The organism is Marinobacterium zhoushanense (genome assembly GCF_014641945.1).
GTDB classification, from domain to species: domain Bacteria; phylum Pseudomonadota; class Gammaproteobacteria; order Pseudomonadales; family Balneatricaceae; genus Marinobacterium_D; species Marinobacterium_D zhoushanense.
The window spans coordinates 476,437-489,027 of sequence record NZ_BMIJ01000003.1 but is presented as its reverse complement, the minus strand read 5'-3'; the positions used below and the strand labels follow the sequence as shown (position 1 = coordinate 489,027).

Annotated in this window: 16 protein-coding genes and 4 tRNA genes; 11 read left to right on the top strand and 9 right to left on the bottom strand. The window is 55.7% G+C overall.

Annotated elements, in window-relative coordinates; genetic code table 11:
• Nucleotides 1-11 precede the first annotated feature (11 nt).
• The 6 genes from IEX40_RS09420 to IEX40_RS09395 form a co-directional block, all read right to left on the bottom strand.
• A complete protein-coding gene (locus tag IEX40_RS09420) occupies nt 12-578 on the bottom strand; it encodes a chemotaxis protein CheW (protein ID WP_188747565.1) in 567 nt (188 codons plus the stop codon).
• A 126-nt stretch (nt 579-704) separates the two neighbouring features.
• Nucleotides 705-1,040, bottom strand: coding sequence for a TusE/DsrC/DsvC family sulfur relay protein (locus IEX40_RS09415; protein ID WP_188747563.1), 336 nt, complete (start codon nt 1,038-1,040; stop codon nt 705-707).
• The gene (gene tusB / locus IEX40_RS09410; protein ID WP_188747561.1) at nt 1,040-1,321 is read right to left on the bottom strand and encodes a sulfurtransferase complex subunit TusB; all 282 of its coding nucleotides are present in this window, start codon (nt 1,319-1,321) and stop codon (nt 1,040-1,042) included. The genes IEX40_RS09415 and tusB overlap by 1 nt, the downstream gene beginning before the upstream one ends.
• Before the next feature lies 1 nt (nt 1,322).
• Complete coding sequence (gene tusC, locus IEX40_RS09405) at nt 1,323-1,685, bottom strand: sulfurtransferase complex subunit TusC (RefSeq protein ID WP_188747559.1); 363 nt, start codon at nt 1,683-1,685, stop codon at nt 1,323-1,325.
• The gene (gene tusD / locus IEX40_RS09400; RefSeq protein ID WP_188747557.1) at nt 1,682-2,080 is read right to left on the bottom strand and encodes a sulfurtransferase complex subunit TusD; all 399 of its coding nucleotides are present in this window, start codon (nt 2,078-2,080) and stop codon (nt 1,682-1,684) included. The genes tusC and tusD overlap by 4 nt, the downstream gene beginning before the upstream one ends.
• Before the next feature lie 118 nt (nt 2,081-2,198).
• The gene (locus IEX40_RS09395; RefSeq protein ID WP_188747555.1) at nt 2,199-2,879 is read right to left on the bottom strand and encodes a Bax inhibitor-1/YccA family protein; all 681 of its coding nucleotides are present in this window, start codon (nt 2,877-2,879) and stop codon (nt 2,199-2,201) included.
• Nucleotides 2,880-2,994: 115 nt separating this feature from the next.
• On the opposite strand from IEX40_RS09395, the gene IEX40_RS09390 reads away from it, so the two are divergent.
• The 3 genes from IEX40_RS09390 (at nt 2,995) to mtnN (ending at nt 4,850) form a co-directional block, all read left to right on the top strand.
• Nucleotides 2,995-3,082 (top strand) — tRNA-Ser (locus IEX40_RS09390).
• A gap of 54 nt (nt 3,083-3,136) precedes the next feature.
• Nucleotides 3,137-3,934 (top strand): pseudouridine synthase, encoded by a 798-nt coding sequence (locus IEX40_RS09385; RefSeq protein ID WP_188747553.1) that lies wholly within the window; start codon nt 3,137-3,139, stop codon nt 3,932-3,934.
• Nucleotides 3,935-4,094: 160 nt separating this feature from the next.
• Complete coding sequence (gene mtnN, locus IEX40_RS09380; RefSeq protein ID WP_188747551.1) at nt 4,095-4,850, top strand: 5'-methylthioadenosine/S-adenosylhomocysteine nucleosidase; 756 nt, start codon at nt 4,095-4,097, stop codon at nt 4,848-4,850.
• Between the two features lie 35 nt (nt 4,851-4,885).
• Here the strand turns inward: mtnN and IEX40_RS09375 are convergent, their stop codons facing one another.
• The gene (locus IEX40_RS09375; protein ID WP_188747549.1) at nt 4,886-5,389 is read right to left on the bottom strand and encodes a TlpA family protein disulfide reductase; all 504 of its coding nucleotides are present in this window, start codon (nt 5,387-5,389) and stop codon (nt 4,886-4,888) included.
• Between the two features lie 98 nt (nt 5,390-5,487).
• Here IEX40_RS09375 and IEX40_RS09370 point away from each other — a divergent pair, with 98 nt between their 5' ends.
• The gene (locus IEX40_RS09370; protein ID WP_373286480.1) at nt 5,488-6,375 is read left to right on the top strand and encodes an NAD(P)-dependent oxidoreductase; all 888 of its coding nucleotides are present in this window, start codon (nt 5,488-5,490) and stop codon (nt 6,373-6,375) included.
• 119 nt (nt 6,376-6,494) lie between these two features.
• Nucleotides 6,495-6,635 carry a hypothetical protein gene (locus IEX40_RS09365; protein ID WP_188747545.1) on the top strand — a complete coding sequence of 47 codons (141 nt, stop codon included), beginning with the start codon at nt 6,495-6,497 and terminating at the stop codon, nt 6,633-6,635.
• Between the two features lie 82 nt (nt 6,636-6,717).
• On the opposite strand, the gene IEX40_RS09360 is transcribed toward IEX40_RS09365, so the two are convergent.
• Nucleotides 6,718-7,632 (bottom strand): DUF1853 family protein, encoded by a 915-nt coding sequence (locus tag IEX40_RS09360; RefSeq protein ID WP_229680670.1) that lies wholly within the window; start codon nt 7,630-7,632, stop codon nt 6,718-6,720.
• A 32-nt stretch (nt 7,633-7,664) separates the two neighbouring features.
• On the opposite strand from IEX40_RS09360, the gene IEX40_RS09355 reads away from it, so the two are divergent.
• The 6 genes from IEX40_RS09355 to IEX40_RS09330 all read left to right on the top strand — a co-directional run bounded on the left by IEX40_RS09355 (nt 7,665) and on the right by IEX40_RS09330 (nt 10,853).
• Entirely contained in the window at nt 7,665-7,997 is a 333-nt protein-coding gene (locus IEX40_RS09355; protein ID WP_229680669.1) for an excinuclease ABC subunit C, read from the top strand.
• 17 nt (nt 7,998-8,014) lie between these two features.
• Entirely contained in the window at nt 8,015-9,856 is a 1,842-nt protein-coding gene (uvrC, locus tag IEX40_RS09350) for an excinuclease ABC subunit UvrC (RefSeq protein WP_188747541.1), read from the top strand.
• A 30-nt stretch (nt 9,857-9,886) separates the two neighbouring features.
• Nucleotides 9,887-10,435 carry a CDP-diacylglycerol--glycerol-3-phosphate 3-phosphatidyltransferase gene (gene pgsA / locus IEX40_RS09345; protein ID WP_188747539.1) on the top strand — a complete coding sequence of 183 codons (549 nt, stop codon included), beginning with the start codon at nt 9,887-9,889 and terminating at the stop codon, nt 10,433-10,435.
• A gap of 130 nt (nt 10,436-10,565) precedes the next feature.
• Nucleotides 10,566-10,641, top strand: a tRNA-Gly gene (locus tag IEX40_RS09340).
• Between the two features lie 17 nt (nt 10,642-10,658).
• Nucleotides 10,659-10,732: transfer RNA gene (locus IEX40_RS09335), tRNA-Cys, on the top strand.
• A gap of 35 nt (nt 10,733-10,767) precedes the next feature.
• Nucleotides 10,768-10,853: transfer RNA gene (locus IEX40_RS09330), tRNA-Leu, on the top strand.
• A 354-nt stretch (nt 10,854-11,207) separates the two neighbouring features.
• On the opposite strand, the gene rimO is transcribed toward IEX40_RS09330, so the two are convergent.
• Nucleotides 11,208-12,521 (bottom strand): 30S ribosomal protein S12 methylthiotransferase RimO, encoded by a 1,314-nt coding sequence (gene rimO, locus IEX40_RS09325; protein ID WP_188747537.1) that lies wholly within the window; start codon nt 12,519-12,521, stop codon nt 11,208-11,210.
• Between the last annotated feature and the right edge of the window lie 70 nt (nt 12,522-12,591).

Genomic DNA, 12,591 nt, shown 5'->3' with positions numbered 1-12,591 from the left:
ATACTCGGCACTTAGATGTGGTTGCCGACCAGTTCATCATCGTTTGCCGGGGTAATGCTCAGTAGCATTTTGGACAGGTCGAGCAGGATGATCAGCAGGCCGTTGTGGTAGCAAACGCCCTGAACGAAGCGCTTACTGGTTTCCTCGCCTGAGGCGTTAGGGGCCCGGTCTACATCATTCTGCGGCAGGTTCAGCACTTCGTCGACGCTATCGACCACCAGGCCAATAACCTCTGACTCATTGAACTCAACGACGATGACGCGGGTTTCGTCATCCGGCTGTGCTCGCGGCATACGAAACATCTGACGAGTATCGATCACCGTTACCACGTTTCCGCGAAGATTGATAATACCCAATACCGATGCATCGGCGCCGGGTACAGGCGTGATCTCGCTGTAGCGCAGAACCTCTTTCACCTGCATTACGTCGATGCCGTACAGCTCATTGTCCACACGGAAGGTCGCCCACTGGTGATAGACCACGTCTTCCTGCTGGGCCTTTCGTGATTTTGTTTCCTGTTTCTTAAGTTCGTGCTTCTTGAGCATATGCAACTGTTCGGCAGCGGCTTCTAGACTCATGTGGAGTACCCTGTCAGTTCAGTTCGAATCGTCCTGCGATGGGCCAACATTGCTCCGGGCAGGCGGATCTGTATTGTAAGAGCGACAGGCACAGTATCACATAGCCCCGGACACGTTAAAAGAGCGTCAGAGGCAGTTATCGGGCTTCGGCAACCCGGCCAATCGCGCACTGACCTTGGCCGGGCTACCCGGAAACAGCTGCATGAGATAGATGCTTCGGCCCTTATCGTCGCCCAGGGACTGCTTTACCGCTTTGACCAGCGGTCGCATGGCCGGAGAATGTTCGTACCGAGAATAGAAATCGCGCAACAGGTAGAGAATCTCCCAGTGCGCCTCGGTCAGCCTGAGTCCTTCCTGGGTGGCGAGATACTCCGCTACTTGCGGACTCCACTGGCTGAGATCATCCAGATACCCCTCGTCGTCGAAAGCGATCGCCTGCCCCGCTATGTTTTCCGTTGCCATCAGAACCAGCTCACGACCTTGTCATGGGAGACGCACAAGGCTACGAAACCAGCGTCGTCTACGCTTTCGATCGCATCTGAAGTCAGGCCGCGAGCCTGCAGGTCGGGTGCAAGCGCTACTACGCTTCCCGGGATATTCGCAAGCTGTGATGCAAAGGTGGGCAGGGTCCAATAGACCCCATCTTCGATCAGCAGCAGGGTGTCTTGTGCTGTCATAGCGGCGAGTGCGCTTGCCATGCAGGCGGCGTTGGCAGGGGCTTGATTCAGGGTATGAAGAACCATCTCAGATGCTCAGTACATGTCGGTGTTGTGCCAGCAGGGCGGGAAGGTCTGCATCGTCGATCAGCTCAACCGGCAGGATCAGCTCTGCGCCGCTGAGTCCTCGCTGTTCCAGCGAGGATCTACCGACGCAAAGTCGCTCGATATCGTACAGCGGTAGTGACTGCTGTACCGCATTCAGATTTTTTTGCGCTATAGCGGAGGGTGATTGCTCTTTTAACAGCTGAAACACACCATCATCGAGGAACAGCAGGGTAACCGGCTGCTCGAATACCGAACAGGTGAGTGCAACATCCAGGGCGTCCCGTGCAGCTGAGCTGCCGTAGGGAGCGCTGCGGGTCAGAACCAGAATGCCGTCAGTACTCATGAACGACCTCCGAAGGTGACGACGCGGTCGGACTGGATACAGGCTTCGACCAGTTGTCCCAGGCCTGACAGCTCAAACGCATCGTTCAGGTTCCACTGTTCGCGTTTGTAGCGGGTCGCCTCCTGTTCGTTGATGACGCCGCGGCGCACAGCGGCCGCGATGCAGACCACGAGATCCAGTTGATGCTGCTTGGCCAGTGCCTGCCACTGCTGGGGGATGTTGAGTTCATCCTGTGGCGTGCAGGAGAGTGCCGAGCCGTTTTGCACGCCGTCACGATAGAAAAAAATCCTATGAATGCTGTGGCCCGCGGCAAGTACTGCGCGTGCGAAGCGGAGTGCAGTTTCGGCGCCCTGGTTTTGCACGGGCGATGCCTGAACGACTATGGAAAAGATCATCCGCGTCTCGATTGATCTAGGTTTGGTTTTGAAACCCGCAAATATGCAGACCATTAAAAAAGCCCCGCCATCTTACCAGATGAGCGGGGCTTTCCGCTGCCCAACTTGGGGCTGGATGTCAGTCGTCGCTGAACGCACCAGTCAGTGCCAGCAGGTGTACGAACAGGTTGTAGATGCTCAGGTACAGGCTGACGGTGGCCATGACGTAGTTGGTGTAGTGGCCATTTACGATGTTGCTGGTGTCGTACAGTACGAAGCCGGCCATCAACATCACGACAACTGCCGAGAACGCCAGATGCATGCCCGAAACGTTGACGCCGAACATCGGCAATACGAACAGGGCAACCATGGCGATCAGTACAACCATCATGCCTGCGGCCAGGAAGCCGCCCATGAAGCTGAAGTCTTTGCGGCTGGTGAGCGCGTATGCGGACAGGCCGAAGAAGGTGATTGCGGTCATGCCCAGCGCGGTCGCTACGATCTGGCCGCCGTTAGGCAATGCCAGGTATTGGTTCAGGATCGGGCCCAGGCCGAATCCCAACAGACCGGTAAAGGCGAAGGTGATCGGCAGGGCGGCAGCACTGTTCTGCTTGCGGTTCAGAACGAACAGCAGCACAAAGCTTAATATGACGCTGCCCAGATAGACGATGAACGGCGGATTCACGGCCATGGATATGCCAGCCGTTACGGCGCTTAGTAGCATCGTCATCGACAGCAGCATGTAGGTGTTGCGGATCACCTTATTGGTATCAGTTGCCGCAACATTTGCGTTATGTGGCAGGGGGCGTACATTCGCCATAGCGTTCCTCGCACGTTTAATTGACTAGAACCAATAATGGTTATCTTTTCGAGTTTTTCAAGTGTTTCGACCATTTGACTTCAGGAAGATTCCACGTAAACTGCCCAGCGTTTGCGGAGGGATGGCTGAGTGGTTGAAAGCACCGGTCTTGAAAACCGACGAGTCGAGAGGCTCCCAGGGTTCGAATCCCTGTCCCTCCGCCACTTTTTATCTCAACGACGCTTGTCACTGAATCCGTCAACAGAGTTTCCATTCCGGTGAGCGACCCCAACCCTACAGTCGATCCTCTGCCCGAAATACTCTATCAAGATGACTGGATCATTGCGGTTAACAAGCCTGCCGGTCTTCTGGTCCATCCCAGCTGGATCGCGCCTGCCAAAACGCCTAACCTGGTTTCACTGTTACGCGCTTACTTTCCCTGTGAAAAAATTCATACGGTGCACCGTTTGGATCGTGCCACCTCAGGTGTGATTCTGTTTGCTCGCAGCAAAGAGGTCGCTCATGCACTGCAGACGGCATTCAGTGAAAGACAGGTCGAAAAGCGTTATCTCTGCGTAACTCGAGGCTGGACAGAAGAGCAGGGGGTCATCGATTACCCTCTGAAACCGATCCATGATCGTATCGCCGATGCTCACTCCGACCCGGACAAGCCGGCTCAGGAGGCTGTGTCCTCCTATCGCCGCCTGGGGTGCGTGGAACTTCCAATTCCTATTGGTCGGTACCCGGTTGCCCGCTACTCCCTGGTGGAGGTTTGCCCCAAAACGGGGCGCAAACATCAGATCCGTCGCCATATGAAACATATCTTTCATCCGCTGGTCGGTGATACCAAGCATGGTGAAGGGCGCCACAACCGCTTGTTTAGAGAGCACCTTGGAGTCCATCGACTTCTATTGATGGCAACCGACATCAGCTTCAATCATCCGGTAACGGACGAGGTTATAAAAGTTGTTGCACCGGTTTCCGACGAGGTGGACAGGCTGTTTAGCCGTTTTGGCTGGAGCGGGTTGTATCCGACCTGTCGCAACAGCGACGGGGGTGGTATCAATTTTGCCTAAGAAATGGTGCTATAACTGAGTAGTGACGACTGACAGGCACAGGGAAAGGTTATAGGTGCCTGTATTTGTTACGAAAGATTAATAACGGCACATTACAATTAACTAGGTTCGGCCCACCGGTCGACCAAGACAAGATAATAAGTCAGTGAAAACACCTGAAATGACCAAACCTCCCTTATTAGCTGATCTGCTCAAGTCCTCTGGGCAGTTGCGTGTAGCCATCATCGGCGCTATGGATCAGGAGATCGAAGAGCTTAAGGAAACGCTCGCCGATCGCGAACACGAAGTGATTGCCGGATTCGATTTCTACACGGGCAAGCTGAACGGCACCGATGTTGTGCTGCTGAAATCCGGTATCGGCAAGGTTAACGCGGCGATAGGCTGCTCGATCCTTCTCTATCACTATCAACCCAGCTGTGTGATCAATACCGGTTCTGCCGGCGGTTTTGACGCCGAGCTCGAGGTGGGTGACGTGGTCATCTCTCAGGAGGTTCGTCATCATGATGTCGATCTCACCGTATTTGGCTACGAGCCTGGTCAGGTACCGGGCCTGCCGCCCGCTTTTACTCCCGATCCACTGCTTGCGCGCTTTGCGGAGCAGAGCATTGGCAAGATGAAGGGCATGAAAACCGTTAATGGCTTGATCGCCACTGGTGATGCGTTTATGAACTGCCCGCAGCGAGTGGAAACGACGCGGCTTCTATTTCCCAGCATGAAGGCCTGTGAAATGGAGGCTGCAGCCATCGCCCAAACCTGCCACCGTTTCGGCACGCCTTTTATCGTCATTAGGGCACTGTCCGATATCGCAGGTAAGCAGTCCGAGGTCTCCTTCGACCAGTTCCTGGATAAGGCGGCCCATCACTCCGCAGAGATGGTAATGGCGATTACCGAGTGTCTGAGTAACCATGTTGCTTAATACGTTGCTTAACTACGTAAGGTGATCTCGACGGGCTAGGGGGTTGCTGGCAACAGCTCCCTGATTCTGCCTTGCCACTCCTCACTGGCCCACTCCTTGGCGCCGGCTACGACCTCAACCAGTTCACCTTCTGAGTTGAACAGATAGCTCATCGGCAACCCCTTGAGGTTGAACTCGGTGAAGGTGCGCCCCTCCGTGTCGAGCAGTATTTGAAGGCCAAGCGGGGTAGCGAGCGCGCTGGTAAAGGTGTCTATGTCGGCAGCCGTTTCACCGGCGCTGATGGCCAGTACGCTAAATGGCTGGCCGGCAAATACCTGCTCGAGTTTATCCAGCTCCGGCATCTCCTTTACGCAAGGGGGGCACCAGGTCGCCCAAAAGTTCACCAGAAGCACCTCTCCCCGATGCTGGGCGAGCGCATAGGGTTCGCCGCCCGGGGTTTCAAAGCTCAGCGCATAGATCTCAGGCGTACCCGACTCAAGCGCATGGCTCGGTATCGCCAGTGACACAAGTAGCATGCAGAGGAGAAAGTGCTTTAGCATTGAGACGTTCCTCAGTAGTGTACAGTCTTATCCGTGGATCTTTTTCGGGCAGCAGCATAACGGTAGCATTGCGCCGTTAGTGTAGCTTAACTCTTTGTATTAAGGAGGTTGTTATGGCCAAGGTAGCGTTCATAGGTCTCGGCACGATGGGCTATCCCATGGCGGGCCATCTGGCTAAGGCCGGCCACGAAGTATGCGTGTATAACCGCACCCAGGCAAAGGCAGAGAAGTGGGTGGCACAGTTCGGGCATCGTCTGGCCAGCACGCCGGAGGAGGCAGCCCGGGATGCGGAATTCGTCATGACCTGCGTTGGTAATGACGAAGACCTGTATCAGGTGACGCTGGGGGAGACGGGCGTGCTAAAGGGTATGGCACCGAATGCAATCCTCATCGATCATACCACGGCCTCCGCTGAGATCGCGCGCCAGTTGGATAGCGCCTGCCGTGAACAGCGGTGTGGTTTTCTCGACGCGCCTGTTTCCGGCGGCCAAGCGGGAGCGGAAAACGGCGTCCTGGGGATTATGGTAGGTGGTGCAAGCGAGAGCTTTGCGCGTGCCGAGCCGGTTATTGCGGTATATGCCAAGGCCATTAAACACCTGGGAGAGGCGGGCAGCGGTCAGCTGACCAAGATGGTCAATCAGATCTGTATCGCCGGATTGCTGCAGGGGTTGGCTGAAGCCACGCATTTTCTCAAGCAGTCGGGCCTGGATGGCGAGTCGGTGTTCGATGTTATCCAGCACGGCGCTGCTGGCTCCTGGCAGATGGCTAATCGACATCAGACCATGTTGAACGACCAGTTTGACTTCGGCTTTGCGGTGGATTGGATGCGGAAAGATCTTTCGCTGGTTCTGGATGAAGCACGTCGTAACGGCGCGCGTCTACCGGTAACCGCGTTGGTTGACCAATTCTACGCTGATGTTCAGCAGATGGGCGGGGGGCGTTGGGACACATCAAGCTTACTGAAGCGTTTAGAGCCGGGCAAATAGGCGCTATTCAGTACTATGGAGGTACTGGAAATAGCAACCCGAGCCGTTATAATGCGCAAAATTTCACCAGAGTGCGGGACCACCGCACCTTAACAATCTCGAACAGAGGTTCTAGTTCTATGACTGATATCGACAAGTACACCCTGGTTTCTTTCGCACCGAGCCTCGTTATTGTGGCCGCGATGATCATCGGCACCTTCGTCGCCGTACGCGTCCTGAAAAAGGTAATCGCTCAGGATGCTGCGAAAGCGGGTAAGTGATAAGCCAGAGTGCTTGCTGTAGAAAAGGTCGCGTAAGCGGCCTTTTTTGTGCGTCGAACGTCCTCTTCCCAACAAGCTGCTGCTATTGAATTTTTGATCCGGGCCAGCTGTCTGCGACGACGAACCCTCTTGAGCGCTCGACCCATCCATCGTCCGCCCGGTGCAGTATCAGCACCAGGTGCGCACGCGTCTCGCCAGCGATCTCGTCTCGCAACCGGTCGAAATCGATCGCGCCGGTCTCCAACATCGAGACCGGCAGCAGCCAGTCCGGCTTTCTGACCAGCATATACACCCTTCCCGGCGCCTTAATCAGCTTCAGCTCCGATTGGGTCAGCCACCAGCCTTTTAGGTGGCAGGGGTTGATCTGCTCTGGCTGCTTTTTGGGGGCAGGTCTTAGCGGATGGTAGAACAGCCAGCCTTTGATCCACAGTGCCGATGTCAACGGCTGCTCGATGCCCAGTTCGGCGAGCTGCTGTTGAGCGGCGGGTTGCTGAGCCAGTTTGAGCTGATGGTAGAGCATCCGGTGCCATTTTTGCGCCAGGCAGTCGTCGCGTCGAGTGCCGATGTAGTGCGAAAGCGAACTGCCGTCACCGTCGAGTAAGTAAAGTTTGAGTGCCACCTCCAAGTGCAGCCACTGCCGGGACAGATGAATCAGAAAATCAAACTCACCAAGGGTTTTCTTATCGCTTTTTACTTGTATATTTCTTTTAATATCATACGTATACGGGTTTAATCTAAGGTATTCATATACCAGATTTTCGAAATGTTCGCCTAGGCGCCAACATGGCTGATAAGCGCTATCATGTACAAGTTCTTCGCTTGAGATCTGGAGCGGAGGCAGTTGTTGCGGACGTTCGAGCCCAGGGGGCGGTAGAAGCAGGTCCGGCGAAGAGAGCAGCCATTGCAGCTCGGCCTGCAGCCGCTGAGGGTGAGAACTGGGTTGATAGGGTGGACGACGATTCACATCTGCCTCAAAAGTGCCTAGAGTATGCCGCATTCGAAACATAGATTGACAGACAGGGGCGCACAATGACAGCGATGACCAAACGTCAGGCACTTCGTCTCCAGCAAGAGCTGCAGCAAAATAACCGTCAGAGCAAGCGTCATCCGCTGCTGTCTGAAACCGATATCAACAACATATTGGTTAACGGAGCCAAGATCTCCCTGAGCAAGCTCACGCGCGCCAAGACCTTCGATGCACGGCTCTACCACTTTGCCGAAATTGGAGTATACCTCGAGGTGTCCTTGTCACGTGGTGCCGGGATTTCGGACGACACGCGGGATCAGCTGCGGGAGATTCACCGCCGGGCGACCCACATCCATATGCAGGCCAACAAACAGTTCAATCAGGTTTCGGCCTGAGAGCCCCAGATTCGACAGTGACAGAAGCGGATAACAGCAGCACCTTTGACAGCAAGGCTTTCCTTGCGCGCCTGACTACGCGCCCCGGCGTCTACCAGATGTTCAATAACGAGGGGAATATTCTGTATGTCGGCAAGGCTCGCAATCTTAAAAACCGCGTATCCAGTTACTTTCGTGCCAGTGGGCTGACGACCAAAACGATGGCCCTGGTGGCCAAGATAGCCCGTATCGAAGTCACCATCACCAACAGCGAAACCGAAGCACTGCTGCTTGAGCAAAACCTGATCAAACAGCAGCGCCCGCCCTACAACATCTTGCTACGGGACGATAAGTCCTATCCCTACATCCTGATCACCGATAAGGATGAGTATCCCGCGGTACGATTTCAGCGCGGGGCCAAAAAAGGGAAGGGGCGCTATTTCGGACCCTTCCCCAGCGGCTCGGCGGTCCGCGAAAGCCTTCACATCCTGCAGAAGGTATTTTTGATCCGACAGTGCGAAGACAGTTTCTTTCGCAACCGGTCTCGGCCTTGCCTGCAGTATCAGATCAAACGCTGCAGCGGACCTTGTGTGGGCTTGATTACGCCTGAGCAATACGACAGCGATCTGCGTCACGCCATTATGTTCCTCGAAGGGCGTAACCAGACGATCATGGAAGAGTTGGGGGAACAGATGGATGCAGCTTCCGCGGCACTGAATTTCGAGAAGGCCGCCGAACTGAGGGATCAGATCAGCCGTTTGCGCCAGGTGCAGGAACAGCAATATGTCTCCGGTATGCAGGGCGATGCCGATGTGTTCGGCTGCGCGATGCAGGCGGGTGGTACCGTGGTGCACGGCTTGTTCGTGCGCCAGGGACGTGTTATTGGCAGTAAGGTTTACCATCCGCGGGTATCGATCGAGGAGAGTCCAGCGGATGTGCTGGCCGCATTTGTCGCGCAGTTTTACCTGGCAGGCGTACGCGAGATTCCAGATCACCTGATTGTCAGTTACGAACTGGAGGGCAGGGAAGCACTCGAGCAGGCTCTGAGCGAAAAGCGCGGGCGTAGCGTCAGCATCGCCCACAAGGTCAGGGGCGAGCGGGCCGGCTGGCAGCGGCTGGCACAAACCAACGCGGAGCAGCAGCTTGCCAGTCACCTGGCCAGCAAGCAGAGCATCCACGGCCGTTACCTGGCGCTACAGGACCTGCTGGGGCTGGATAGCCTGCCGGAACGGTTGGAGTGCTTCGATATCAGTCACAGCTCGGGCGAGGCGACCGTCGCGTCCTGCGTCGTATTCGACCGCAATGGACCGCTCAAGTCGGACTATCGCACCTTCAATATCGAGGGTATTACCGCCGGCGATGACTACGCCGCCATGCATCAGGCGTTGACCCGGCGCTACACACGATTGAAAAAGGGCGAAGCCAAGCTGCCGGACCTGCTGGTCATCGACGGCGGTAAGGGGCAGGTGGCTCAGGCGATGGAGGTGCTCGACAGCCTGCAGATCACCGAGGTTTTGGTTATCGGTATTGCCAAGGGGCCGACCCGCAAAGCCGGCTTTGAGGTGCTGGTGAGCGGTGATACCGGTCAAGAGCAGGTGTTACAGGCCGACTCTCCCGCACTGCATCTGCTGCAGCATATACGGGACGAAGCGCATCGCTTCGCCATAACCGGTCATCGTGCACGGCGGGGTAAGGCGCGCAAACAGTCCAAACTGGAGGGTATACCCGGTATCGGGCCTAAGCGCCGACGCGAGCTGCTGCGCCATTTCGGCGGTATACGGGAGATCGAAAGCGCCAGTGTTGAAGAAATCGCAAAAGTCTCTACCATTAGTCGGGCGCTGGCGGAGGAGATCCATGCCGCGCTGCACCCCGAACATTGAGCGCCATCCGGACAGGCTTTAGATCCCCAGATGAAAATACCCAACATGCTTACCCTGCTGAGGATCGTCCTGATTCCAGTGTTCGTCCTGGTTTATTACCTGCCGTTCGCCTGGGCACCACTGGCCTCTGCAGCCATCTTCTCGCTCGCAGCCGTGACCGACTGGTTCGACGGCTATCTGGCACGCAAGCTGGATCAAAGTTCACCCTTTGGTGCATTCCTGGACCCGGTGGCCGACAAGCTGATGGTCGCTGCGGCACTGGTGGTGCTGGTTGAAACCTTTGCCGAGCCCTGGATTACCGTCCCGGCAGTGGTCATTATCGGTCGTGAGATTGTAATTTCAGCACTACGTGAATGGATGGCTGAGCTGGGCGAGCGCGCCAACGTCGCCGTATCGATGATCGGCAAGGTAAAAACCACGCTGCAGATGATTTCGATAATTGGTTTGCTGGCATTCCCGCCGCTGACGATCCTGTCCTGGGTTGGCGTGGCTGCGCTGTACGGCGCAGCACTGCTGACGCTCTGGTCGATGTTCGTCTATCTGAAGGCGGCTTGGCCATTCCTGAAAGAGGATATCTAAGCCGGCTCGGGGTTTGTGGGCATTGCTGGAATTTTGATCTAAGTGGTTAATCTTTAAGCAAAAATATTTCATTTACCTGGTTGACACACCGAAACATAGCTCTATAATACGCTCCACTTGTTGAGACGACGCGGGAATAGCTCAGTTGGTAGAGCACAACCTTGCCAAGGTTGGGGTCGCGAGTTCGAGTCTCGTTTCCCGCTCCAACAAGTATTCAAAGAATGGCTGGATGGCAGAGTGGTCATGCAGCGGACTGCAACTCCGTGTACGCCGGTTCGATTCCGACTCCAGCCTCCATTCTTTCAGCACCCCGCTGATGCGTGATCCACCAAGCCCCGGTGGTGAAATTGGTAGACACAAGGGATTTAAAATCCCTCGGCCTTCGGCTGTACCGGTTCGACTCCGGTCCGGGGCACCATCCTACATTCTTGCTCTAAATCTTTTCCTAATAAGCATTCTCTCCGAATCCCTTTAGGCAGACTAAGCTTTAGCCATCTTCGGCAGCAGAAGCGAAGCCTATTCTGAGAAACTGCGTGATACTTCAAGTTCAAGCGTCAATCCTAATGTCCTCATTGATATCGGGATTTTTACCCAGGCCGAGGAGGGCAATGACCCCAAACGCATCGGTGCTGTTTACTGGCGCGGTTGCGAGGAGTCTTGTCAGGGATCTCAGGATTACCTTAAGGAGCGGATTAGGGAGGCGATAGCTAGATTCGTCGAAAAAGAGGAGAGGAGGCGGCCCGCATAGAGGCGGGCCTGATGTATGGGTCTGTTAGACGGGGTGTGCCCACATGTCGTATTCATCCGCTTCTTCGACCTCGACCAGAAGTCGCTCGCCGGGCGTGAGGTGGGTCTGGTGATCCAGGAATACCTGGCCATCGATTTCAGGAGCGTCTGCTTGTGAACGGCAAACGGCGCCCTCTTCGACGACTTCGTCAACGATCACTTCGATGGTTTTGCCTACCTTCTGCTGGAGTTTTGCGGCACTGATGCGCTGCTGTACCTCCATAAAACGTTCCCAGCGCTCCTGCTTGACCGCTTCTTCAACCGGGTTGGGCAGCTCGTTAGCGGTAGCGCCTTCAACGGGGGAGTACTGGAAGCAGCCCACGCGATCGAGCTGTGCCTCCTCGAGGAAATCGAGCAGGGTCTGAAAATCCGTCTCGGTTTCTCCGGGGAAGCCCACTATAAAGGTTGAGCGTAGCGTGATATCGGGGCACTGCTGGCGCCACTTCTCAATGCGATGCAGCACCTTTTCGGCATGGGCTGGGCGGCGCATGTTCTTCAATACCGAGGGGGAGGCGTGCTGGAACGGGATATCGAGATAGGGGAGGATTTTGCCCTCCGCCATCATCGGGATGATTTCGTCCACGTGAGGGTAGGGGTAGACGTAGTGCAGACGTACCCACACGCCCAGCTTGGCCAGCTCTTCGCACAGCTCCTTCATGCGGGTCTTGACCGGCTTGCCATCCCAGAAGTCCAGCTTGTATTTGGTATCGATCCCATATGCGCTGGTGTCTTGGGATATCACCAGCAGTTCCTGAACGCCATTCTCTGCCAGGCGGCGCGCTTCGCTGAGCACATCACCCACCGGTCGGCTGACCAGGTCGCCGCGGAAGGACGGGATGATGCAGAAAGTGCAGCGATGGTTGCAGCCTTCGGATATCTTCAGGTAAGCGTAATGTCGGGGTGTCAGTTTGACACCGGTGTCTGGCACCAGACTGGTGAACGGGTTGTGAGTAGGGCGGGGCGCCACTTCGTGCACCTGCTGCATCACCTGATCATATTGGTGCGGTCCGCTGACGGCGAGCACCTTGGGGTGAACCTCACGGATAAGGTCCTCTTTTGCGCCCAGGCAGCCGGTAACGATGACCTTGCCGTTTTCCTTCAACGCTTCACCGATGCTGTCCAGCGACTCCTGAACCGCGCTATCGATAAAGCCGCAGGTGTTCACGAGTACAACGTCGGCGCCATCGTACGACGGGCTTATGTCATAACCCTCGGTACGCAACTGCGTCAGGATGCGTTCGGAATCGACGGTGTTTTTTGGACAGCCTAGGCTGACGAAACCGACTTTAGGAGTACTCATATTTACCACCCGGGGAGATCTTGTGTTCAGGACGCGCGATTCTAGCTGAAGATCAATAAATGCGCGACTC

Excerpts from the sequence above, each read along its gene's own strand:
- IEX40_RS09420 (WP_188747565.1), bottom strand. The coding sequence starts at position 578 with ATGAGTCTAGAAGCCGCTGCCGAACAGTTGCATATGCTCAAGAAGCAC.
- IEX40_RS09415 (WP_188747563.1), bottom strand. The coding sequence starts at position 1,040 with ATGGCAACGGAAAACATAGCGGGGCAGGCGATCGCTTTCGACGACGAG.
- tusB (WP_188747561.1), bottom strand. The coding sequence starts at position 1,321 with ATGGTTCTTCATACCCTGAATCAAGCCCCTGCCAACGCCGCCTGCATG.
- tusC (WP_188747559.1), bottom strand. The coding sequence starts at position 1,685 with ATGAGTACTGACGGCATTCTGGTTCTGACCCGCAGCGCTCCCTACGGC.
- tusD (WP_188747557.1), bottom strand. The coding sequence starts at position 2,080 with ATGATCTTTTCCATAGTCGTTCAGGCATCGCCCGTGCAAAACCAGGGC.
- IEX40_RS09395 (WP_188747555.1), bottom strand. The coding sequence starts at position 2,879 with ATGGCGAATGTACGCCCCCTGCCACATAACGCAAATGTTGCGGCAACT.
- mtnN (WP_188747551.1), top strand. The coding sequence starts at position 4,095 with ATGACCAAACCTCCCTTATTAGCTGATCTGCTCAAGTCCTCTGGGCAG.
- IEX40_RS09375 (WP_188747549.1), bottom strand. The coding sequence starts at position 5,389 with ATGCTAAAGCACTTTCTCCTCTGCATGCTACTTGTGTCACTGGCGATA.
- IEX40_RS09365 (WP_188747545.1), top strand. The coding sequence starts at position 6,495 with ATGACTGATATCGACAAGTACACCCTGGTTTCTTTCGCACCGAGCCTC.
- IEX40_RS09360 (WP_229680670.1), bottom strand. The coding sequence starts at position 7,632 with ATGCGGCATACTCTAGGCACTTTTGAGGCAGATGTGAATCGTCGTCCA.
- IEX40_RS09355 (WP_229680669.1), top strand. The coding sequence starts at position 7,665 with ATGACAGCGATGACCAAACGTCAGGCACTTCGTCTCCAGCAAGAGCTG.
- pgsA (WP_188747539.1), top strand. The coding sequence starts at position 9,887 with ATGAAAATACCCAACATGCTTACCCTGCTGAGGATCGTCCTGATTCCA.
- rimO (WP_188747537.1), bottom strand. The coding sequence starts at position 12,521 with ATGAGTACTCCTAAAGTCGGTTTCGTCAGCCTAGGCTGTCCAAAAAAC.